The sequence below is a fragment of the Halobacillus litoralis genome (assembly GCF_020171725.1).
In the GTDB taxonomy this organism is placed as follows: Bacteria; Bacillota; Bacilli; order Bacillales; family Halobacillaceae; genus Halobacillus; species Halobacillus litoralis_F.
This window is the reverse complement of record NZ_JAIVAJ010000007.1, coordinates 25,543-48,307: the sequence shown is the minus strand read 5'-3', so window position 1 is coordinate 48,307 and position 22,765 is coordinate 25,543. Positions and strand designations below refer to the sequence as shown.

At 46.4% G+C, this 22,765-nt stretch carries 21 protein-coding genes and 1 other annotated feature; of the genes, 14 read left to right on the top strand and 7 right to left on the bottom strand.

Going from position 1 to position 22,765, the window contains the following annotated elements:
- The first annotated feature begins 111 nt into the window (after positions 1 to 111).
- The 4 genes from LCM20_RS14655 (at position 112) to LCM20_RS14640 (ending at position 5,668) form a co-directional block, all read left to right on the top strand.
- Complete coding sequence (locus LCM20_RS14655) at positions 112 to 1,764, top strand: L-lactate permease (protein WP_225196234.1); 1,653 nt, start codon at positions 112 to 114, stop codon at positions 1,762 to 1,764.
- A gap of 120 nt (positions 1,765 to 1,884) precedes the next feature.
- Positions 1,885 to 2,108 (top strand) — a binding site (T-box leader).
- 53 nt (positions 2,109 to 2,161) lie between these two features.
- Positions 2,162 to 3,382: an argininosuccinate synthase gene (locus tag LCM20_RS14650; protein WP_225196233.1), complete on the top strand. Its 1,221-nt coding sequence runs from the start codon at positions 2,162 to 2,164 to the stop codon at positions 3,380 to 3,382.
- The gene (gene argH / locus LCM20_RS14645) at positions 3,375 to 4,748 is read left to right on the top strand and encodes an argininosuccinate lyase (protein ID WP_225196232.1); all 1,374 of its coding nucleotides are present in this window, start codon (positions 3,375 to 3,377) and stop codon (positions 4,746 to 4,748) included. Before LCM20_RS14650 ends, argH begins: the two co-directional genes overlap by 8 nt.
- A 590-nt stretch (positions 4,749 to 5,338) precedes the next feature.
- A complete protein-coding gene (locus tag LCM20_RS14640; protein WP_225196231.1) occupies positions 5,339 to 5,668 on the top strand; it encodes a hypothetical protein in 330 nt (109 codons plus the stop codon).
- A gap of 29 nt (positions 5,669 to 5,697) precedes the next feature.
- Here the strand turns inward: LCM20_RS14640 and LCM20_RS14635 are convergent, their stop codons facing one another.
- Entirely contained in the window at positions 5,698 to 6,885 is a 1,188-nt protein-coding gene (locus tag LCM20_RS14635) for a M14 family metallopeptidase (RefSeq protein WP_225196230.1), read from the bottom strand.
- Positions 6,886 to 6,999: 114 nt separating this feature from the next.
- Here LCM20_RS14635 and LCM20_RS14630 point away from each other — a divergent pair, with 114 nt between their 5' ends.
- The 6 genes from LCM20_RS14630 (at position 7,000) to LCM20_RS14605 (ending at position 12,842) form a co-directional block, all read left to right on the top strand.
- The gene (locus LCM20_RS14630) at positions 7,000 to 8,133 is read left to right on the top strand and encodes a DEAD/DEAH box helicase (protein WP_225196229.1); all 1,134 of its coding nucleotides are present in this window, start codon (positions 7,000 to 7,002) and stop codon (positions 8,131 to 8,133) included.
- 214 nt (positions 8,134 to 8,347) lie between these two features.
- Complete coding sequence (locus LCM20_RS14625; RefSeq protein WP_225196228.1) at positions 8,348 to 8,989, top strand: class I SAM-dependent DNA methyltransferase; 642 nt, start codon at positions 8,348 to 8,350, stop codon at positions 8,987 to 8,989.
- Positions 8,990 to 9,451: an S-ribosylhomocysteine lyase gene (locus tag LCM20_RS14620; RefSeq protein ID WP_225196227.1), complete on the top strand. Its 462-nt coding sequence runs from the start codon at positions 8,990 to 8,992 to the stop codon at positions 9,449 to 9,451. It begins immediately after the preceding gene.
- Positions 9,452 to 9,469: 18 nt separating this feature from the next.
- Positions 9,470 to 10,390, top strand: coding sequence for a PLP-dependent cysteine synthase family protein (locus LCM20_RS14615; RefSeq protein ID WP_225196226.1), 921 nt, complete (start codon positions 9,470 to 9,472; stop codon positions 10,388 to 10,390).
- A 4-nt stretch (positions 10,391 to 10,394) separates the two neighbouring features.
- On the top strand, positions 10,395 to 11,531 hold the full coding sequence (locus tag LCM20_RS14610; protein ID WP_225196225.1) for a bifunctional cystathionine gamma-lyase/homocysteine desulfhydrase: 1,137 nt from the start codon (positions 10,395 to 10,397) through the stop codon (positions 11,529 to 11,531).
- 651 nt (positions 11,532 to 12,182) lie between these two features.
- Positions 12,183 to 12,842 (top strand): TraR/DksA C4-type zinc finger protein, encoded by a 660-nt coding sequence (locus LCM20_RS14605; protein WP_225196224.1) that lies wholly within the window; start codon positions 12,183 to 12,185, stop codon positions 12,840 to 12,842.
- A 36-nt stretch (positions 12,843 to 12,878) separates the two neighbouring features.
- Here LCM20_RS14605 and LCM20_RS14600 read toward each other — a convergent pair whose 3' ends face one another.
- The gene (locus LCM20_RS14600; protein WP_225196223.1) at positions 12,879 to 13,238 is read right to left on the bottom strand and encodes a Lin0512 family protein; all 360 of its coding nucleotides are present in this window, start codon (positions 13,236 to 13,238) and stop codon (positions 12,879 to 12,881) included.
- A gap of 184 nt (positions 13,239 to 13,422) precedes the next feature.
- Between LCM20_RS14600 and LCM20_RS14595 the strand changes: the two genes are divergently transcribed.
- Genes LCM20_RS14595 through LCM20_RS14585 form a run of 3 tightly spaced genes read left to right on the top strand, consistent with a single transcriptional unit; the run spans position 13,423 to position 15,943 of the window.
- Positions 13,423 to 14,190 (top strand): ABC transporter ATP-binding protein, encoded by a 768-nt coding sequence (locus LCM20_RS14595; protein ID WP_225196222.1) that lies wholly within the window; start codon positions 13,423 to 13,425, stop codon positions 14,188 to 14,190.
- Positions 14,174 to 14,932, top strand: a complete 759-nt coding sequence (locus tag LCM20_RS14590; protein WP_225196221.1) for an ABC transporter permease — start codon at positions 14,174 to 14,176, stop codon at positions 14,930 to 14,932. The genes LCM20_RS14595 and LCM20_RS14590 overlap by 17 nt, the downstream gene beginning before the upstream one ends.
- A gap of 18 nt (positions 14,933 to 14,950) precedes the next feature.
- Positions 14,951 to 15,943, top strand: coding sequence for an ABC transporter substrate-binding protein (locus LCM20_RS14585; protein ID WP_225196220.1), 993 nt, complete (start codon positions 14,951 to 14,953; stop codon positions 15,941 to 15,943).
- Between the two features lie 296 nt (positions 15,944 to 16,239).
- Here LCM20_RS14585 and LCM20_RS14580 read toward each other — a convergent pair whose 3' ends face one another.
- Both LCM20_RS14580 and LCM20_RS14575 read right to left on the bottom strand, forming a co-directional pair.
- Positions 16,240 to 17,058, bottom strand: coding sequence for a GNAT family N-acetyltransferase (locus LCM20_RS14580; RefSeq protein ID WP_225196219.1), 819 nt, complete (start codon positions 17,056 to 17,058; stop codon positions 16,240 to 16,242).
- Positions 17,059 to 17,115: 57 nt separating this feature from the next.
- Positions 17,116 to 19,419 carry a sensor domain-containing phosphodiesterase gene (locus tag LCM20_RS14575; RefSeq protein ID WP_225196218.1) on the bottom strand — a complete coding sequence of 768 codons (2,304 nt, stop codon included), beginning with the start codon at positions 19,417 to 19,419 and terminating at the stop codon, positions 17,116 to 17,118.
- Positions 19,420 to 19,555: 136 nt separating this feature from the next.
- Here LCM20_RS14575 and LCM20_RS14570 point away from each other — a divergent pair, with 136 nt between their 5' ends.
- A complete protein-coding gene (locus tag LCM20_RS14570; RefSeq protein WP_225196217.1) occupies positions 19,556 to 20,236 on the top strand; it encodes a DUF3298 and DUF4163 domain-containing protein in 681 nt (226 codons plus the stop codon).
- Positions 20,237 to 20,351: 115 nt separating this feature from the next.
- Here the strand turns inward: LCM20_RS14570 and LCM20_RS14565 are convergent, their stop codons facing one another.
- The 3 genes from LCM20_RS14565 to LCM20_RS14555 form a co-directional block, all read right to left on the bottom strand.
- Positions 20,352 to 20,903, bottom strand: coding sequence for a GNAT family N-acetyltransferase (locus LCM20_RS14565; RefSeq protein WP_225196216.1), 552 nt, complete (start codon positions 20,901 to 20,903; stop codon positions 20,352 to 20,354).
- 272 nt (positions 20,904 to 21,175) lie between these two features.
- Positions 21,176 to 21,856, bottom strand: a complete 681-nt coding sequence (locus LCM20_RS14560) for a class F sortase (RefSeq protein ID WP_225196215.1) — start codon at positions 21,854 to 21,856, stop codon at positions 21,176 to 21,178.
- Between the two features lie 3 nt (positions 21,857 to 21,859).
- Positions 21,860 to 22,663 carry a DUF4397 domain-containing protein gene (locus tag LCM20_RS14555; protein WP_225196214.1) on the bottom strand — a complete coding sequence of 268 codons (804 nt, stop codon included), beginning with the start codon at positions 22,661 to 22,663 and terminating at the stop codon, positions 21,860 to 21,862.
- Positions 22,664 to 22,765: the final 102 nt, after the last annotated feature.

Sequence of the window (22,765 nt, the reverse complement as noted above, 5' to 3'; positions counted from 1 at the left end):
AAGGGGAAGAAGAGTGGAGATCACGAAAAGTTTGTGAAAATGTTCACAAATAAGTGATTCAACGCCTCGTTTTTCCATTATAATGAAAGTATAGATTAGAGGGGTGATGGCATGGACTTTTTGCAGACAATGACGGCGCTGATGCGTGTTCTTGCTGTATTGATCTTGTTGGTGATGTTACGCTTGCCCGCTGTTAAAGCAATGCCTATTAGTCTCATTGTTGTGGGGGTTCTTTCGGTAATGGTGTGGAAGGTTCCTTTGATTCGAGTAGTTGCTGCCTCTATAGAAGGTCTCATGATTGCAGTTTCAATTCTATGGATTGTATTTGGAGCCATTCTTCTATTGAATACGTTGAAGCACAGTGGAGCACTTGAGACAATCCGGTTCGGGTTTTCTCATATTTCTTCTGATCGACGGGTGCAGGTGATCATCATTGCCTGGCTGTTCGGTTCCTTCATAGAAGGAGCGGCAGGTTTTGGTACTCCAGCTGCCATTGCGGCCCCGCTCTTAGTAACGCTGGGCTTCCCAGCTCTTGCTGCAGTATCTTTGGCGCTGATCGCCGATAGCAGCTCTGTATCATTCGGTGCAGTCGGAACACCGCTGATTGTAGGGGTCGATCAGGGGTTAAGACAAGGGGCAGACATTGCAGCGCCTGTTCAACAGGGATTGCAAGGCCAAGCGATGACGGAGTATATACAGGGAGTTGCTCAATCTGCCGTCATGATGGATTTGTTCATCGGGACATGGATTCCGCTTATCCTCGTCATCATGTTGACGAAGTTGTTCGGAGAGAATCGCTCGATTAAGGAAGGACTCGAAGTGTGGAGGTTTGCTTTGTTTGCAGGACTGAGTTTTACTGTTCCGGCATTTCTGGTCGCTACTTTATTCGGTCCGGAGTTTCCTTCCATCATAGGCGGACTTGTTGGATTAGCGATTGTCGTACCAGCTGCTAGGAAGGGGTTTCTTTTACCTGATCAAGCTTGGGACTTTCCTAAAATAGAGGAAGAGGAGGGGACGGGGGAAGTGGTCGCTATGGTGGAGCGCATGCCGTTGCATAAAGCTTGGGTTCCATACATTCTTGTCGCTCTTATGCTGGTTATCACACGCTTAGAGATCCTTCCCTTCAAGCAATGGCTGCAAAGTGTGAAAGTACAGTGGGATGATATTTTAGGAACAGGGATTTCGACTTCTTTTGAACCACTCTATCTTCCTGGTAGTTTATTCTTCGTGGCTATGATTCTAACCATCCTCTATCACAGAATGAATCGTAAGGAAGTGAAAAGGACGATTACGACTTCTGCCTCTTCTATGCTGGGAAGCGTCGTCGCTTTAGGGGCTGCTGTACCTATGGTGCGGATCTTCATCAATTCTGGTGTGAACGAAGCTGACCTTTTAAGTATGCCCATGGAGCTTGCGGTTCTGGTGTCAGAAGCCGTTGGAGGAGCATGGCCGCTTGTCGCGCCTGTTATTGGTGCGCTTGGATCTTTCATTTCTGGCAGCGCCACGTTCAGTAACATGATGTTTTCCCTGTTCCAATTTAGTGCAGCGGACCAAATTGGTTTATCAGGACAATCTGTCATCTCTCTACAAGTACTCGGATCTAATGCTGGCAACATGGTATGTATTCTTAATGTTGTCGCAGCTGCTTCTGTTGTAAACCTTGTTGGAAGAGAAGGAGAGATCATCCGAATCACGATGGTTCCGATGTTGTTCTACGTGGTGTCCGCAGGGCTCATTGGAACATGGTTCTTGTACATGATGTGATCTATACCGGAGGAGGGGCGCTCTTTCCTCTGGTTTGTTTTTGGAGAATGACTTTTTTACATTTATCCGTTGACATCTTGTGTTACGCATGTATAATTATAAACAACAGATAATAAATATACATTTTCAAAGACGAAGAAAGTAAGATGACGATGAATCGAACAGCGAACCGGGGGTTGGTGGAAGCCTGGTGGTCACGACATCTGAAACGCACTTCCGAGAAGTTCGGTGAACATAAGTAGCCGGAACCGGGTACACCCGTTATCAGTATCAAGTTGGTCTATACATTCATAGACAATGAGAGTGGCACCGCGGATTATTCAAATGACGAATCCGTCTCTCCCTACCCTAGGGAAGAGACGGATTTTTTTGTACCTATAAAAAGGAGGCAGTTAACATGACAAAGCCAAAGGTTGTACTAGCATATTCAGGTGGATTAGATACATCGATTTCAGTTAAATGGATTCAGGAGAAATACGGATACGACGTCATTGCATTAGGTCTTGATGTCGGAGAAGGGAAAGATCTTGAGAAGATTCGTCAGAAGGCGTTGGACGTCGGTGCCATCAAAGCGATCATGGTGAATGCGAAAGAGCTTTTGGCGGAGGAATATTTAATGCCTGCTCTGAAAGCGAATGCTCTATATGAAGGGAAGTATCCTTTATCCTCAGCTTTATCGAGACCTCTGATTTCCAAGTTGCTTGTTGAAGTAGCGGAACAGGAGGGAGCCGTCGCTGTGGCTCACGGCTGTACAGGTAAAGGAAACGATCAGGTTCGGTTTGAAGTATCCATTCAAGCGCTGAATCCGGAACTTGAAGTCATTGCTCCTGTACGTGAGTGGGGCATGAACCGTGATGAACAGCTCATCTATGCAGAAGAAAAAGGCATCCCGGTTCCAGTCAATAAAGAGAACCCTTTCTCCATCGATGCAAACATTTGGGGACGTGCCTGCGAGGCAGGAGTTCTTGAGGATCCTTGGCAGGAAGCACCGGAAGCGGCCTTTGCCTGGACGAATCCAATCGAAGAGACACCGGACACGCCGGAAACGATCGAGATTGATTTTGAAGAAGGAAAGCCTGTTGCACTGAACGGTAAGAAGATGGATCTCGTACCGCTCATTGAGTACTTGAATGAACTGGGTGGAAAGCATGGTGTCGGAAGAATCGACCATACTGAGAACCGCCTTGTCGGAATCAAATCAAGAGAAGTGTATGAGAACCCGGCTGCCATGATTCTGATCAATGCGCACAAAGAATTGGAATTCCTGACGTTGACGAGAGAGGTTTCTCAATATAAAACGAATGTCGATCAACAGCTATCCAAGATCATCTATGATGGTCTATGGTATTCTCCACTTCAGTCTGCGCTATCAGCATTTGTTGATACGACTCAAAAGGTGGTTACAGGTACGGTGAAGGTGAAGCTGTTCAAAGGTCACCACAATGTCATCGGCAAGAAATCACCACTAAGCCTGTACAATGAAGAATTGTCCACATATTCCAAAGGAGATGCATTCGACCATAATGCAGCTGTCGGCTTTATCAAGCTTTGGGGACTTCCGACGAAAGTACACGCGGATGTTCATAAGAAAAAGCCACAGGTGACGGTTCATGACTAAGCTTTGGGGCGGTCGGTTCACAAAACCGACCAACAAATTAGTAGAAGAATATACGTCATCGATCGGGTTCGACCAGAAGCTCGCCGTTCATGACATTAAAGGAAGCCTCGCTCACGTCAGCATGCTGGGTGAGTGCGGCATCCTTTCCTCAGAAGAGGTAACAACGATCTCGAACGGCCTGCACACCATCGAGAAGAAAATTGCAGCAGGCGAAGCCGAATTCAACGTAGCCGATGAAGATATTCATATGAATATCGAACGGATGTTAATTGAAGAAATCGGACCTGTCGGAGGGAAGCTGCATACAGGGCGTAGCCGTAACGATCAGGTTGCAACCGATATGCACTTGTACTTGAAAGAGAAGACACAGGAATTCATCCAGCAGTTGGAGAATGTGCAACAAGCTCTTCTCGCACAGGCAGATCAGCACGTTGAAACGATTATCCCGGGCTACACGCACTTGCAGCGGGCCCAGCCGATTTCTTTTGCCCATCACCTGCTTGCCTACTTCTGGATGTTCGAACGGGATAAGGAGCGTCTTCAAGACAGTTTGAAGCGGATCAACTGGTCGCCGCTCGGTGCTGCAGCTCTTGCCGGCACCCCTTATCCAATCGATCGTCAAATGACGTCGGATGCCCTTGGGTTCGACCGACCGTATCCGAATTCATTGGATGCCGTCAGTGATCGGGACTTTATTTTAGAATTTTTATCGATTTCTTCTATTTTGATTACGCACATTTCCCGTTTGTCAGAAGAGTTGATTCTATGGAGCAGTCAGGAGTTTGACTTCGTAGAGTTAGATGATGCGTTCTGTACAGGGTCGAGCATCATGCCGCAGAAGAAGAACCCGGATGTTCCAGAACTGTTGCGTGGAAAGACAGGAAGAATTTACGGGAACCTTATGGGACTGTTGACGCTCTTGAAAGGTCTTCCTCTCGCTTACAACAAGGATATGCAGGAGGATAAGGAAGGCATGTTCGATACAGCGGAGACGCTGGACGGCGCATTATCGCTTCTCGCTCCGATGATTGAGACGATGGAAGTGAAGGCGCACAACACACGTCAGGCCGTCAACGAAGACTATTCGAATGCGACAGACATTGCGGATTACCTGGCTCTTAAAGGGTTACCGTTCCGTCAGGCCCATGAGATCATCGGCCAGATTGTTTTGTATGCCATCAATCAGAATAAGTACCTGCTCGACCTTTCTATGGAAGAGTATCAGAAGTTCTCTCCACTGTTTGAGAAAGATATCTATAAGAAGCTTGCACCAGATCAAGTCGTGGCCGCCCGTCAGAGTGAAGGGGGCACTGGATTTGAACAGGTGAAACAACAGCTTCAATTAGCGAAAAAAGCACTCGTTTAAATGAACGAGTGCTTTTTACATATTGTCGAGAACTTCTTAGGCGAAGTGGTGTTGGCGAAACAACTCTCTTTCCATGGGCTACGCCCCGAGTCACATCACTCCCTTTCGGTCGCTGTGGGGTCTCATCTGTACTCCGCTCCCATAAGCGTCTCCTTGTTTACCAACACCTTTATGAGGAGGGGGCAGAACCTCTTATGCTACCGTCCGAAAAAGGCGATTATGGCACAGAATAACGTTCGGCTTTCCGCATCCCCGCTCGGTTCTGTTCCCACTACTTAGGTATAGTGGGGTGGAAAATGGGGAGACTCCTGCGGGATTAAACGGACAATGGCGAGATCGAACCCAAAGGAACAAGGATGTTCGAACTAAAACCGCCACATCGTGTGGCAACGTCGAACGACCCAACGTCCTGTTGGGCCGCCGCGGAAAGCGAGCTATTTTCCACCCCGCTGTCCACTAACTAGTAACAGAACCATTCTCCATACTTTTGGTGTCGCATTCGGCATTTGCCTCTGGGTGGATGAAAACGTTTGAAATGGCGGGGGAGAGGTTATTATAAGAAGTATGTATAAATAGAGGAGGACGTTTACATGACGAAGCATATCGAAGCATTTTTTCAGACGGAAAACGATGCAGAAAGCGCAAAGGCGGACTTGCAGGAGCTTGGAATTGAGAAGGAAATCGTAGAACCGATTCCGGAGAGCGTGGATACACTGCCTATTATTCCGGTAGCCGGCTCGTCGAATACGGGAGCAGCAGGAGCTTTCAGTTATGATGACATCGTTCATCCGTCATCAGATGAGACAGGGAAGAAGCATTTGACGCACGTGCTGCACTTTTACTTGAAAGACGAGCAGTTCGATCGTGCCATCGAAAAGATTAAAAAGCATAATGGTCACATGGACGAAAAGTTTCTATAAGAAAACGGCCTGATTAGGGGCCGTTTTCTTTACATATATAGACTTGCTAAAAAGATTCCGATTGTCTCCTGATAAATCTCATCGAACTGACTGAGCGGGAGTGGGTTCACGCCACGGCCGAGTTCGACTGTGAAACCGGGTTTCCGGTACACTAGGATGAACCAGTCTTTATATCCAGCGAAGCTGTACACATTACGGATCGGCTGGTATCCGCTCACCCGTTCGAATTCATTGACGATCACGAGGGACTGAGGAGGCTCCAGCCCTTCATACCCCCAATAGATCACTTCACCCTGTGTGTGGAACGCGAGCATTTTCTCGAACTGTCTTTCCTGTGCCAGCTCTGCCATGGCGATGGCTTCCGGTTCGGTGAGCGGCTGATAGCCTGGGAAGTCACGGGGGGAGGGCTCTTTCGGTTTTCTTTCCGCTTCGATTTCCCAGTTGGCAGGATACTGGTTGTTCAAATCCACTCCCCGGATATTCGCTTTCCATCCTGAGAAGGCCATATTTCCATTATTGATTTGAAGAGCCTGCTCCCCGAACGGACCTTGTGGAGGTCCATCTAAGACGAGGTCGACACCATCGGGGTCCACCATCGGCACAATCGACAGCGTGACCTCTTCGTAGAATGGACCAACATCCAGGCCACGAATCGTCTCCCCGTTTGTCAACGCCAGCAGGTAATCGTTCAAAAACTGCATGATGACCGCTGTTGTAATCCACTCGTTTGCATGGAACGAGCCATTCCAGTGCACCACTTTCGGGCCCTTACCAATCTGCAGTTCAATTAAATCCTTCCCCATGACACTTTGCCCGATGGACTCAGACCTTACAAAAGGGTAAAGAGCAAGCAGTCCATTCAAATCACTATTGAGAACGGTAGAATCATAACTCTGATTTCCGTTGACAATCCGGCTCGTCACGCGGCTCGGTACTTGAATGAGAAGTCCGATCGGCATGTTCTGTGGATTGACATTCTGATTCAAGAGAGCAAGAGAATCCATGGAGATTCTCCGGCTGCTTGCTATTTTCCAAAATGTATCGCCTGCTTCAATAGTGTATGGTTCACTTCTATACCCCGGGATTCTAACGGTCTGACCAATGGCCAGTGCGGAAGGGTCCACTCCAGGGTTCGAATCGATGATAAACGTCAGGGGAACATTAAATAACTGAGAATAATACCACAACGAATCACCGCTTCTGACATTGACGTCCACTCACATAACCTCCTACGTTAATCAACTAATTTATATATATGGAAAAAAGAAAACAACCATGATAGGAAATCATGTACAATACTAGGAGAGAGATTAAAGAAAGTAGGTACGGACATGACATCATTTGAACAACTGGGTATTACACAACATTATGTGAAACAATTAAAGAATCAAGGGATTTCTTCCCCGACACCGATTCAGGAGCAGTCGATTCCGATTATCCGAAATGGTCAGGATCTTATTGCGGAAGCTCAGACAGGTACAGGGAAGACATACGCTTTCCTTCTGCCGATTCTTGAGAAAATCGATCCATCTGAAGAGCACGTGCAGGCCTTGATTGTGGCTCCGACGCGTGAGCTTGCGTTGCAGGTTACGAAGGAAGTAGAGAAGCTGAAGCCTGAGGGTGCTCAGGCATTGGCAGTCTATGGCGGACAGGACGTAGCGAAGCAGGCGAAGAAGTTGAAGGGACAGGCCCATATCGTCGTGGCTACACCAGGTCGTCTGCTTGACCATCTGGCACGCGAAACCGTCTCATTAGATCATGTCGGAACGGTCGTACTTGATGAAGCCGATCAGATGCTTGAGGTCGGGTTCCTTCCTGACGTGAAGCGTATTATGAAGCATACACCGGAGGAGAAGCAGGTCCTGCTGTTCTCGGCAACCATTACAAAGCAGGTCCAGTCTCTTGCCAACATGCTGCTGAATAACCCGAAGCGGGTGAAGGTGGAAGCGGAAAAAGTCACCCTCACGAATATTAAGCAGTTAGTATATGAAACGACGGACCGGGCAAAGCAGCAGACGCTGATTACGATTATGCAGGAGCACCGTCCTTTCCTCGCCGTCATTTTCTGTCGGACGAAACGCCGTGCAAGTAAATTGAACGGAGCGCTGAAGCGGGAGGGGTTTGAATCGGATGAGCTTCACGGAGACCTTTCTCAGGCGAAACGGGAAAAAGTGATGCAGCGCTTCCGTGATGCTAAGATTCAATATTTGGTGGCGACAGACGTCGCGGCCCGTGGATTGGATGTCGAGGGTGTCACGCACGTCTTCAATTATGATATCCCGCAAGATCCCGAGAGCTATATCCACCGTATCGGACGTACGGGTAGAGCTGGAGGGAAGGGACTCGCCATCACATTCGCTTCACCGAAAGATCGTCCAGCACTGAAACAGATTGAGAAAGCGATCGATGAACCACTCGTTCGCCGTTCGCTCGACACGCTGTCTCCAAAAAAAGAAGAGAAATGATAAACTCCCGCCTGGTGCATTCCAAATGAATGCATCAGGCTTTTTTTATCTCATGGAGTAAGGCTCTAGAATGAACATTTTTACTAGTTGCCTGACACGTTCTTTAAATGGGCTCCGAAAAGATAAACATTGTAGACGTGATTGAAATATGATACTCTAAAGATGTAATTCCAAGTTAATTGATTGGAATTATAAACATTAAGGGGATGAGAGCATGGGAATCGAATTCGTCGACCTGTTTGATCAATGGGCGAGTTCATATGATGAAACCGTTTCTGGCCATGATCCGGAATATAGGGAAGTGTTTGAAGGGTATGAAGAGATGCTTCAGCAGCTGGCTGATTTATCGATATCTCCTGTTATGGAATTTGGTGTAGGTACAGCGAATTTGACGAGAAAAATCATCGATCAGCATAAGGTTGTGTTCGGAATTGAACCTTCCAAAGAGATGAGACGTATTGCAAACGTGAAATGCCCGGAAGCAGCCATTTATTCGGGAGACTTTCTTCAGTATCCCAGTTTGATGACCCCTGTCAGCTCGATCGTAAGTTCTTTTGCTTTTCATCATTTAACGAAAGAAGAGAAAGAACAGGCCATCGAACGATTCTTCCATCAACTCGAGCCAAACGGACAGGTCGTCTTCATTGATACGCTTTTCAAGAATGAGACACATAAGCAACAGCTGATTATGGAAGCCGAAAAGCAAGGATTCCTAAATTTAGCACAGGATTTGCAGGAAGAATACTACCCTTATCTAGAAGAACTTAAAGAGATGTTTCTGCAGCAAGGTTTTGAAGTATCTTGTAAGCAGCTCAACAAATATGCCTGGCTGATTCAGGCAAAAAAAGGAGAATGAATGATGCCACAAATGAATGTAGAAAGCTTTAACTTGGACCACACGAAAGTCAAAGCACCATATGTACGCCTTGTTGGTGTGACAGAAGGGGACAATGGCGACAAGATTTATAAGTACGACCTACGAATCAAACAGCCGAACCAAGAACATATGGAAATGCCTGCGCTTCATTCATTGGAACACTTGATGGCAGAGAACAGCCGTAACCACCACGACCGCATCATCGATATCGGACCAATGGGCTGCCAAACGGGTTTCTACATTGCCGTACTTAACGATGACAGCTATGACAACATTCTCGAAGTCATCGAAAAAACATTGAATGATGTACTTGAAGCGGATGAAGTACCTGCCTGCAACGAAGTTCAATGTGGATTCGCTGCGAGTCACAGCCTTGAGGGTGCACAGGAGCTTGCGCGCGAGCTCTTGAATAAACGTGATGAATGGACGGAAGTCTTTTAATAAGAAGGGTGAAGGAATATGGGCTATGTTAAAAATGTGCAGTCCTTGATCGGGCGCACACCTATGATTGAAATCACCCATTCCAATATCCCGAATGACGCACGCATTTTCGCAAAGCTCGAATTTATGAACCCAGGCGGCAGTATTAAAGACCGTCTGGGTTTAAAACTGATCGAGGATGCTGAGAATCGTGGGACGCTGAAGCCTGGGGGTACAATCATTGAACCTACTGCTGGAAATACTGGAATAGGCGTCGCCTTAGCTGCTATTGGAAAAGGGTATCGTGTCATCTTTGTAACACCTGAAAAGTTCAGTCGTGAGAAGCAGACGTTGATGCGTGCCTTAGGGGCAGAAGTCGTCAACACGCCGACTGAAAAAGGAATGAAGGGCGCCATTGAACGGGCAGGAGATCTTTGCCTGGAGATACCAGCGTCCATCAGCTTAGAGCAGTTCAACAATCAGGCGAACCCTGATACGTATTATGAAACACTGGGACCTGAGATTTATCAAGACATGGACGGTGACCTGGATGTTTTTCTTGCGGGTGCAGGGACCGGCGGCACGTTCATGGGAACAGCACGGTACTTGAAAGAACAAAAAGCTTCCATTCACACTGCCATTGTGGAACCAGAGGGCTCGATCCTGAATGGAGGTCCTTCAGGTCCACACAAGACCGAAGGAATCGGAATGGAGTTTCTTCCTTTTTATATGGATCCATCATATTTTGACGCAATCCATACGGTGACGGATGAAGTCGCCTTCAAACGCATGAAGGAATTAGCGATCAACGAAGGGCTGCTCGTCGCGAGCTCTTCAGGAGCGGCGTTCGAGGCGGCACTCAGAGAAGCGGAACGGGCAGAACCCGGAGCAAAAATCGTAACTATTTTTCCTGACAGCAGTGAACGCTACTTAAGTCAGGGTGTCTATGAAGAGGAGTGACGTTATGCGAAAGAAAACACAATTGATTCATGGTGGCATCACAGGTGATGAGAAGACAGGTGCCGTGTCTGTACCGATTTATCAAGTCAGTACTTATGCACAGGATGGTGTAGGAAAGCATAGAGGGTACGAGTATTCGAGAACGGGGAACCCGACTCGTTTTGCCTTGGAGGAATTGATTAAAGATCTCGAGGGAGGTCACCGCGGATTCGCGTTCGGTTCAGGGATGGCAGCGATTACAGCTGTTCTGATGACGTATAAGCAAGGAGATCACATTATCTTCACTGACGACGTCTACGGAGGAACGTACCGCCTTGTCAGTCAGGTGATCACGCGCTTCGGTCTAGAAGCGAGCTTCGTCGATACGAGTGATCCAGCGAATATCGAAAAGGCGATGACAGAGAAGACAAAAGCGATCTATGTTGAAACGCCGACGAACCCACTCTTGAAAATTACCGATTTGAAAAAGGTATCAGAACTGGCGAAGTCCAAAGACCTTCAATTGATCGTCGATAATACGTTCAGCACGCCTTATTGGCAGAACCCGATCGAATTCGGCGCCGATATCGTCCTTCATAGCGCAACGAAGTACTTAGGGGGGCATAGCGATGTCGTGGCAGGTCTTGTCGTCGTCAACTCTGAAAAGCTCGCGGAAGAGGTTCACTTTGTATTGAACTCCTCTGGCGGTGTGCTTGGACCGCATGATTCCTGGTTATTGATGAGAGGGATTAAAACCCTCGGCATTCGTATGGAAGAGATCGAACAGAACACGAAGCAGTTCGTCGAATTCCTTCAGGATCTTCCGGAAGTGACGAACATTTATTATCCGGGCCTTGCCACTCACAAGGGGACTGAGATCCATCAAAGCCAAGCCACTGGAAATGGTGGTATGATTTCCTTTGATGTCGGAAGTGGTGAAAAAGCGGACCAGGTGCTTCGGAATGTCCGGTACTTCACATTGGCAGAAAGCCTGGGAGCAGTCGAGAGCCTGATTTCCGTTCCTGCGATGATGACGCACGCTTCCATTCCACCTGAGCGCCGCAAAGAATTGGGCATCACAGATGGTTTGGTACGCGTATCAATCGGGCTGGAAGATATTGAAGACTTGAAAGAAGACTTTTTGCAGGCCTTACGTAAATAGTGGAATGTAGAGGATGCGGTCATCATTGATGACCGCATCTTCAGATGTTGAAAAGGTTCTGGATAAAATAGAGTGAGTCGTGGGGTGGAAAATAACTCGCTTTCCTGCGGCGGCCCAACAGGATGTTGGGTCGTTCGACGTTGCCACAGGACGTGGCGGTTTTAGTTCGAACATCCTTGTTCATTGATGTCCTCAGACTTCGTCTTCCGGGGTCTCGCCGTGGTCCGTGCATCCCGCGGGAGTCTCGCCATTTTCCACCCCACTTTGCGAGAACAGTGGGTCCAGAACCTAACGATAACTAGAGTATGAAGCGATTAATTGTGCGAACACTCAGTATTGGAACGCTCCATCCTCGTATAACTACAGAATTTAAGATACTCGAAAAGATGAAAGAATCAACACGAGGCGGACATTCTCAACAGTCTGAAGATGTATGGTGAACGCTTCTGTTACAAATGCGGTGGAAAGCGAGTTGTTTCGCCAACACTGCTTCTCAAGCTTTAAAAGAACGAGAAGACTTTCTCGACAACCAAAAGGTGCGGTCATCAAGGATGACCGCATCTTATTTTTTAGGACTTGAACTTGCGATGAAGTAGCTGTATAGCTCGCCATTCAAGTGACAGACTAAGAAAAAAAACCAGGAGTGACACCATGGACTATAAACATTACCAAAAGCAGCTTGAGGAACGTAAATATGAGGTGGAAAAGCGTTTGATGGAGCATGACAAATTCGGAATGGAACGTGGGTTTGCGAGCGATATGGCTTCTGGAGAGCTGTCTCAGTACGATAATCATCCAGCTGATTCTGGAACAGAGCTGTATGAGCGGGAGAAGGACATTGCACTTTTAGCGCATCTAAGGGAAGAGCTCTCCGATATTCAGTACTCTTTGAAGCAGATGGAAAAGGGGACGTATGGGGTTTGTGAAGAGACAGGTAAGCCGATTCCTGAAGATCGTTTGGAAGCATTGCCGACAGCGAGAACGGTTGCCGATGCTTCTACGAATCAAGACATTTCTACTGACCGCCCCGTAGAGGAAGAGGTGCTTCACGACATGGAAAGTGCGTATGGACAAAGCAGCTCTGACTATAATGAAGAAAATGCCTACGAGCAGGTCGCCAAGTATAATCAGTCCAGTATGACGTATGATGGCTCGTCTAATATGGATAGCGAGGACAACATTGGGTATGTAGAAGAGTTCGAGTCCTTTGTATCGACGGATATGGAAGGGAACACAGGCCCTGACAGTGTCCATTTCGAGCGGAATGTCCACTACGATCAGTACATGGATGAAATGGACGAAAAAGAATAAGGAAAAGGAGATCCTCTCTTCGGAGGACCTCCTTTTTTAGTACCCTACTTCAATAGAGGCGTTGACGATATACATCAGATCGTTTTTATCCTGCTTTTCCTCAAGGAAAATCCCGCTGGATGTCAGCATGCCGCCGTCCATCACTTCGATTTTCACTTCGCCATAAGGGATGGCTTTTCGTACTTCATCATGATCGAGCTTGTCCTTGTCACAGGGAAGGGCAAGTTTCACGTTGATTTTCATGTTATCTAATGATTGCTCAGGCAGCACGGTTCGGATACCTGGCATCGAGTTTGTATGAATGGCATTCTTGATGGCGCGCACTGAGGCTTTTGTAATGTCCTGCCCGTGCACATCGGTTCCCATTCCCGTTTGAATAAACATTAATTGATCCATGATTCAACCTCCTTCATGCGCTTATTTTATCACAGCCCTGTAGAGGATTTGTAAACAGAGGGCTCATATTATTAAAGTTTTTGAAATATTGTTGACACATCTTTCTCACTGTCTGTATAATCTAAAACTATAGTCATAAAGCATACTAAATTGATAGGAATTATGAACATAAGGGTGAGTCGTCTTGTTTTTAAAAATAAACAACGCTACGAAGTCGTTCGATAATGAGTTCGAGGTCTTCTCCGATCTTGATTTGACGATTGAGGAAAATCAATTTGTCTCTTTGCTTGGACCATCAGGGTGCGGGAAGTCGACACTGCTTTCCATGGTTGCCGGCCTGGAATCCGTAACGGAAGGTTCCATCGAACTCGATCGACAGAAAATAACGAAAGCAGGACCGGACAGAGGCATGGTCTTTCAACAGCCTTCTTTGTTTCCATGGCTGAATGTAAAAGAGAACGTCATGTTTCCGATCAAAAAGCAGAAAGATGCGGAAGAACGGGCAGAGAAGTTCCTCAAGATGGTTCACTTGAGCCGTTTCCAGAATAACTACACGCATGAACTCTCGGGAGGGATGCAGCAGCGTGTTGCCATCGCTCGTGCGCTGGCAATGGATCCCAAAGTGCTGTTGATGGATGAACCCTTCGGAGCACTTGATGAACAGACACGCCACATCCTTCATGAGGAATTGATGAAGATCTGGCAGGAGACGCAGAAAACGATTTTGTTTGTTACTCATAGTATTCAGGAAGCGATCAAGTTGTCAGACCGGGTCGTTGTAATGGGAACCCGCCCAGGACGCATCATCGCCGATTTCCACATCGATATTCCAAGACCGAGGAAGCGGGATGACGAGGAAGTTATCAAGCTAGAGAGAAAAGTGATGGATCTCCTGGAGGGAGAAATCAATAAAGTATTGAAGGAAGAACTCAGTCATGAAGGTATTTATTAAACGGTTATTATTTTTACTGGCCATAATGGGCATTTGGCAGATCGTGTATTACTCGAACGTCTTCCCGGATATCGCGTTTCCATCCTTAATACAGGTATTCGGTTCATTAATTAATGGATTCTCAGACGGAGATTTGATCAAAGCACTGGTGGCAAGCTTTAAACACTTGATTATCGGGCTGTCACTCGCTCTTGTTATCGGTACAGTCATTGGTGTGATTCTTGGGAAATCGACGCAGGCGGATGAAACTGCCGGCATGTATTTGATTGCCTTGCAGAGTATTCCGAGTATCGTCTGGGTACCGTTGTCCATATTAATCTTCGGTTTCACAGAATTTGCTGTTGTCTTCGTTGTCGCTCTTGGAGGAACATTTGTTATGGCGTTAAATGTAAGGTCTGCCATCCATAACGTTCCACCGCAGTTAGTCAGAGCGGCAAGGACGATGGGAACAAGTGGGTTTTCACTATTTTACCGTGTGGAAGTGCCATCAAGCGTTCCTTACTTTATCACGGGGATCCGCCTGGCATGGGCATTCAGCTGGCGTGCATTGATGGCAGGAGAATTCCTTAGTAATGGGCCGGGTCTCGGCTATTCCCTGAGGTTCGCACAGGACTATGCAAGAATGGATCAAGTTATTGGCATTATTATGATCATAGGTGTTATTGGAGCCGTCGTGGACCAACTCGTCTTTTCGAAATTAGAGAAGAATGTCATGAAGCGATGGGGCTTACTGAAATCATAAAAGGAGTGGAGAATTCTTATGAAAAAGCTGTGGTTATTACTCGTATTACTGCCTCTTACGGTGTTAGCAGCCTGCGGAAGCAGTACGGGTGGAGCTGAAGAAAGCGGAGATCAAATTACAATTGGATACTTCCCGAACATCAATCACGTAGCGGGAATGGTAGCGGAAGAGAAGGATCTTTATACAGAAACTCTTCCAGATGGAACAAACGTGAAGTACCAATACTTCCCGGACGGCTCTTCCTTTATGACAGCCATTGAAACGGGAGAAATTCAAGGTGGTCTGGTTGGACCAGGACCGGCTATGAACCACTTTACGAGCGGAGCAGAAGTGAACATCGTCGCAGCAGGTTCAACGGGTGGTACTGTGATTATGGCAAGAAACGGTGCTGACATTTCTTCACCAGAGGACATGGCAGGCAAGACGTTCATTTCACCACGTGTAGGGTGTACACACGACGTGCAATTTGAAACGTTGATGAAGCAGGAATACGGCATTACGTCAGACCGTGTTGATGGAGAGATGAAGCATGTGACAGGAAAGCCGGCTACGTACGCAAGCTTATTCGAAGCAGGTAAAGTGGATGTCGCAACGGTACCGGAACCATGGGCTTCATCAATTGAAGCAGAAGGAAACGGAACTGTTCTCATCGACACACCAGAAGTGGCTTATGGAGAGACACTTCCGGCAGCCGTATTTGTAACTTCGAAGGATCTTGTTGAAAATAACTCAGAAATGGTTCAAAACATCGTGGACGCACACAAGAAAGCCACTGAGTTCATTCAAGAAAACCCAGAAGAATCAAAAGAGATTGCCATTAAGAAAATCAAAGAAATCACAGATCAGGAACTATCTAAAGAAGTGATCGACAATGCCTGGAATCGTATCGACTTCACATATGAAGTGGACGAAAAGCACCTTCAGGACTTCGCCAACTCTTCTTATGACCTAGGGTTCCTTGAAGAAAAACCTGACCTGACTGGTTTGGTTGACCTTTCATTCTTAAATTAATACGAAAAAAATCCGGAGTCCATTCAGGGCTCCGGATTTTTTATATTCTACAGAACGGACTGTGAGAATTAGGTGCAGCGTCGGGGAATGAAACGCGCATAGACTCGATTTTACGCGCATAGATAGCAGGTGGGCGCCCATAGAAATCGACCGGCCGCGCATAGCCTGCGTTTGAACGCGCATAGCGTGTCAATGAGCGCGCTTAATAACAAGCGCACCAGCCGGAATCTATAAATGTCCATAAAAAAGCCGGAATCCCACCCGTATAGGACTCCAGCGTATGGCACTTCCATTCATCATGCATCTACAGCTGTTTTTTGCGGTTCGAATAGGTGCATCGTCCAAGAACCGATGTCTTTGAACCCGAGGCGTTTATAGATCGTACCAGCTTTCGGGTTATCGTAAAACAGACAGAGGCTTTTTCCTTCTGCTAGTAAATCCTCACACAAACGGTTCATGATCAAGCTCGCATAGCCTTTCTGAGTGTGATCCGGGTGTGTGCAGACACCGACAACCATAGCAGCAGCTGAATTCTCGGCAGTAGTGGAGGCGGCGGATACGAAATGGCCGCCATCTTGTATGACATATGTACGGGAGGAGTGGTTTTCCATTCCCGCTCTTAGGTCATCTTCACGCGTATCTGATTCTTCAAAGTCATCAATCTGATCATGGAGCTTAGCAATGTTCGGGACGTCGTTTAGTCCTGCCAGTTTGACATCCTGGTCACGCTTCGGGAAAGGAAACGGTTCAAGAGTATCCATCTTAGCGTAGTACAAATGACGCGAGTGCTTCTTGTTTCGGTCGATATGAGGAAGAATCAGCTTCGTCATCTCATCGAGACCGGAAAGTTCTCTGAAATCAGGGTCTTCGCTTATGATTTGTCCGAAACGTTCAGCATCAAATGGCTGGTCGGCATAACATATGTAGTTGCTGCGGTATTTCAAGAGTACCGCAATCAATTCTCTATCGTCGTTGTACTCTCCCCAGAGCTTCTGGAAATCCTGGTGGAAGCCGAAGTTCTCAATATCGCTGATAAGAAAAAGGTTCTCAGCGGGTTTTTGCAACAGAAGGCGCTCGCACGCCTTCTGGTCCTGTTCGGTTAGTAAACGAATCACCAAATCCCTCCTACGTTAAAGTCTATATATTATACCATATATTTCCTCGTGAAAGGGTTACTCTCCTTGAAAACTTTGGATCCAGGAAAGCAGTTCATTCGCAGGGAGCGGTTTAGAATAGTAGTACCCTTGAATAATTTGGTTTCCTATGGCCGTGAGATGCCGAAGTTCTTCTTTTGTCTCTACTCCTTCTGCGATGACCTCAAGGTCGAGATTCTCCGCAAGGTCGACAATCGATTGAACGATGGCTCCGTTTTTTGGGTTGCTTTCGACATTACGAATAAAGCTGCGATCAATTTTTAGGCATTGAATCGGGAACAGACTTAAATACTTCAAAGAAGAGTACCCTGTACCGAAATCATCAAGTGCCACGGTGACACCTAAATCCTGAAGGTGATGGAGGTTCTCGATTGTATAGTCTTCATGATCCATCGCCATTGTCTCTGTAATCTCCAGTCTAAGCTTTTCAGGTGAAATGCCGCTCTCGTACACAACGCGTTTTACGTGGGTCAAAAACTCCGGATGCTGAAATTCAATGGCTGAAATGTTGACTGATACGCAAATGTCTCCCATCCCTTGATGATCCAGTTCGATGGCCTGGTGAACAGCCTTCTCAAGAATCCATTTCCCTAAAGGAACGATAAGCCCTGTCACTTCAGCTAAAGGAATAAATTCGTTCGGTGGGATGACCCCTTTTTCAGGGTGGGTCCAGCGGACAAGTGCTTCTATGCCAGTGACTTCTTTTGAAAAAGGGTGGACTTGAGGTTGATAATACAGCTCGAATTCTTCGTTCTCCAAGGCCTTAGCTAAATCCATGTGGAACCATTGCTGCTCAAACTCATACTCGTCGAAAGAAGGGCGGTAGAATGTAATCATACTCCGCCCGAGCCGCTTAGCTTCTGTGTTGGCTCTGTGACCGTTTCGGACTATGGTTGCTGGACTGTCCCCGTCTTCTGGGAAGACAACCACTCCCGTGCTGACTGTAATGAAAAACTCTTGACCGTCCACCATAAGTGGCTCCTTCAAGGACTCAAGGTACTTATGTATCCTTTTATAGAGGGCATTTTTCACCTCGGTATCATTCGTTACAATGGCAAAGCCATCATAATCAAGCCTCGAAATAAATTCGCCTTTTTGTAACGCTGACTTCAGTCGCCGGGTCACGGCCATCAGCAATTGGTCTCCGATCCGGTATCCAAGTCGCTCTGTCATTTCTGTAAAACCATCTATATCTAAATAAATCAGGGCAAAATAAGATCTCCCATCCGCTTGATCCATTCTTGTATCCAAATGCTCTTCAAGGGCGTTACGGTTAGGTAGATGAGTCAAATAATCATAATAGGCAAGTTCCTTTGCCTTCTTCTCTGCTTTACGCCTTTTAATGTGTTCATTAATGAACGCGATCATATCGCCGATCGATGTCGCAAAAGCTTCTTCATCAAAACTCCAGTTTCTTGAATCGTCGTAATGTTCACAGCAAAGCACACCAATTGTTTTGCCACCACTGATAATCGGAATATCCATCAAGGCTTTGATATTGAGAGGGGCTAAGTAATCCTCCAGTAATTCATGAACGCGGAAGTCATCGGATGTCTGTTCCACCACAATGGATCGATTCTCTTCCAGGCTTGAAAAGTATGCAGGGTAATGAGCTTTCTGAAGGCCTTGAGCGTTCTTGAACTTCTTTGAAGGATGGTCATAGAGTGCACGACATTCCAACGTTGTTCGATCCTCGCTGAAGAACCATACGGCTACTCGGTCTACCTGCAGCGTTTCCGCTGTTGATTCACAAATCATTTGAAAGGCAGGGACTAAATCAATGGACGTTAAACGAGCATCCTTCATCAATCGCATAAAGTCTGATTGCTGCCTTCGTATTCGCTCTTCAATGTAAGATCGATGGTTCCAGTCCGACTTTGCAGATTGAAGGTGAGACAGGTATACATTCAGGCACGATGTAATCGTACGAAGAGCTTCTTCGTCTTCCGGGGTGAATGGAGTATGGTGGATGAGGACGAGAGCTCCTAAAGGTTGATGCTCTTCTTGCTCAAGGAGCATCGCATAACTTGCCGCATCCTCTCCATAAATCGATGCATCAAGCTGGAAAATTTCTTGAGATGGGAGATTCAGGATCGTTTCTCTTCTAAGTGTAGATAAGGGATAAATGTTTGAGTTGCGGACGAATTCTTTATAAGGGAAGATGGTCCTTCCTGATTTTTCCTCTAAAAGGTAGACAGTTGCTGCATCACATTCAAAATACAAGCTGGCCTGCTCTAATATGTAATGAACCGCATTTTTATCATTCCGACCTTGTAATGAAGCAAGTAGCTGTTTATTAAAATCACCGTGACCGTTTCTCATGGGTGATCCACTCCTTTATCAAACAAATGAACTACTCTTATAGTACCACAACTGGTCGGTGTGTTTTGCTAAAAAACGACCTTTTTCTCCCTTTAAGATTGCAGATTTGGGTCACACTATAAAAGTAGGAGGGATTATGGTGAAACGATTGATTCTTTTAGTGATCATTGGTGTTATTGTCTTGCAGCAAGCTCCTTCCGTTCATTCGGAAAGCTTATTTCAAATCAAAAGAAAAGACCAAGTCACACAGGACTGGGAAATCCACGTCGACTATCCGATATTTGATCAGTTGAAGAATAAAGAGCTTCAAAATAAGGTGAACCACTCCATAACGAGTAAACTGGATCGTCAGTTTGACATGGTTCAAAGAGGAGCAGATGAAACGCATAATGGCCCGATCCTGTACTATGAGGAGTCGGATGTCTACATGGAGAAGGATTTCTACTCTGTTGTCATGACCTCCCATGTATCCAGAAACGACCAGAATCATTCTTCCGTTTCGTCCATCAACTTTGAAAATGGAAAAAGGAGCGAATTGCTCCCGTTGACGGAAGTCGTCTATATGGATGAGTTAAATAAAGAAGTGAACAGGATAATGGCACAGGATGTGGAGACGTATTCAAGCGATACATTTGATAAGGTCCGAGAAGACACGGCTTTTTATATTGAGGACAACCATCTCGTTTTGATTTTCAATAAATTTGAGGTGGCGGCAGGCGTTCAAGGAACCCCACAAATGCAAATCCCGCTTGATGCGGTGAAGAGAGTGGAGGAGGATGTCCCGAAAGCTCCACTTCCATCGTCGAAGTATTTGTAAAATAGAAGACGCTTAGAGTGTCAGACTCTAAGCGCTTCAAGGGTTCTCATGCAAGATTATACATAATTAAACCAGACGAGGTTTTCTCCCGTCTGGTTTTTGAAATACGATAAAATTAGGCTTCCAACGCTTCTTCGCTCTCGTTTTGCTCGCCGTAGTAGTGAAAGAGATACTGCTCTTTCGTAATGACGAACAAATCGTAGACATCTTCATTACGGTTGATCCAATGGAAGACATCAACAAACGTATCGTTCGCTTCACTAATATAAGGGATTTTGAGAGCGGCTTTCATAGACCGCTGGTTGGTGCGTCTGATTTTCATAAAGATCGCTTCAATACCCAGTTGGAAGAACAACTCCTCAAAGAATGCCTCTTTCGCGACCTGATTGTAACCTTTGCCGAAGTACGGCTGGCCGATCCAAGTGGCGAGGAACCCTTTGTTTTCTGTGATATCGAATAAATTAATAGTGCCGATCGGCTGCTCCCACTCATCAAGGATGGTACGTGAGATCAATTCACCTCGGTCTTCAGCTTCTATGGTTTGCTTGGTTAAGAAATAGAACTCGTCGCTTGAAGCGGCTTTATGGCGGACATACGGAAAAACTTCTGGATGACTCATCAGCTCGAAAAGGACCGGAGCGTCATGCAAATCACGTTTTTTAAGCATAAAAAATCCCTCCTTGATGGTTGGAGGGTGATCAGAAAAAGGGCATGGACAAATAGCCAGCCGTCAGTCAGTTCGGGACCACCCTCGAATTTTTATCAATTGCACACAAAAATTCGGGGTGGGAATCGAACCCACTAGAACCAGTTAGACTGGTGGCGCACCATTTGCCTTCCCTACACTATACGACATTTACTTATACCCTTATCATAATCGATTGGAAGGAAAAAGTGAATGATTTTTTTATTTATTTTTTGGTGGTCATTTTTCGATGTTTACTGTTTATAATCACTTGCTGTAAGGGTGGTGTAGACAGCAAGGCGCTCCGTATAACCGCTTGCCTCTTGATCATAAGGACCCGTGCATGTGATCAGGTTTAAAGCCCGCTCATTTGTAGGACCGAACAGGTCACGGATAGGGGATTCCTCTACAGGATAGGCGGCCACTTTCTCAACAGTAAAAGTCATCTTGGAACCGTCTTCTCCGTAAACGAATATCTCATCTCCAGCTTTCAGTTCTTTTAAGTCATAAAATACGGCAGGGCCGCTTTGACCGTCTACGTGACCAGCGATAACAGCATTTCCGATACGGCCGGGTTTCGTACCAGGCTCAAACCAACCGACTCTCGTCACACTGTCAGGAACAGCCATGCCTCCATTATCGGTATATCCTTCAGGGCCGATAGGAGCATCTACTCCGATCGAAGGGATTTCAAGACGTGTAGGGACAATGCCTGTCTGATCGTCTTGTTGAACCACAGTCGCGGGTTCATAATTTTTCTTGATCGGTTCATTTTCTATCGTATCTCGTTTTAGTGGTGGAGGTTCTTCCGATTGTTTTTGTTCCGCTTCAAATGAAGAAAGAACCCTGGCCTCCTTGGCAGGTTCATCCAGTAATTGAAAACTGACGATGAATACAAGGAGACCCAGGGCTATTGAATAGAGAATGTGTTTCATTTATTATGCTTCAGAACGTTTACGGAAGAATACAAATCCTGCACCCATAGCCAGCACACCTAGAAGGGCTGCATATGCGAAGGCGTTATTTGTATCAGCGGCTCCACCGAATCCAGTTTCAGGCATGGAAGAAGGCATTGCAGAAGAGTCTTCCAGAAGTAGAACATCAGGACTGTCAGCTGTTCCTACAGCAAAGGCACTATAGACTTTACCAGACTCGAGTGTAGTACCTGACAGGTCAAGAAGTTGAGTTCCGTCTGTTGTACGAACTTCAAGGTCGTATGTTCCAGCTTCCAATTCACCGTAATCGGTTACCATCGGGAATTCAGCACCAGAGAATACAGCGTCTCCACCGATTGGTCCAACATCAACAGCAGGTGCTCCCGGGATGAAGTGACCGACACGAACTTTAGCCATTCCTTCACTTGCTTCTGTTTCATCTTGGGTGATTTTCAACTGAAGATTCTCAAGGTTGTCAATCGCAGCAGCCGTATAAGCCATACCAGCTTCTACTGTCGCGTTAGCAGAAAGGACAGGGTCCTGTTCGCCCATAGTTCCAGCAGCATAAATTTCGATCGTATGTTCACCGGCAGGTAATTCCATGTAGTCCGTAGCAGCTTTGAATTCTGCTCCTTCTACAACAGCACTTCCATCGACGTACACATCAACAGCAGGGGCGTCAGGGGATGCGTGGATGATCCGGACCATCGCCATGTCTCCGCCTGAATGGTTATCTGCAAAAGCAGCAGGCGCAAACACTCCTAAGACTAAAACGAACGCAGCGAGAGACGACAATAATTTCTTCATGGTATTCCACTCCTCAATTTTTTATATATGAAACGCCGAGGCATAACCTCAACTTTCATTACAAGGTTTACGGGTTATACAACCAGTAGAAAGAGTTCGTGT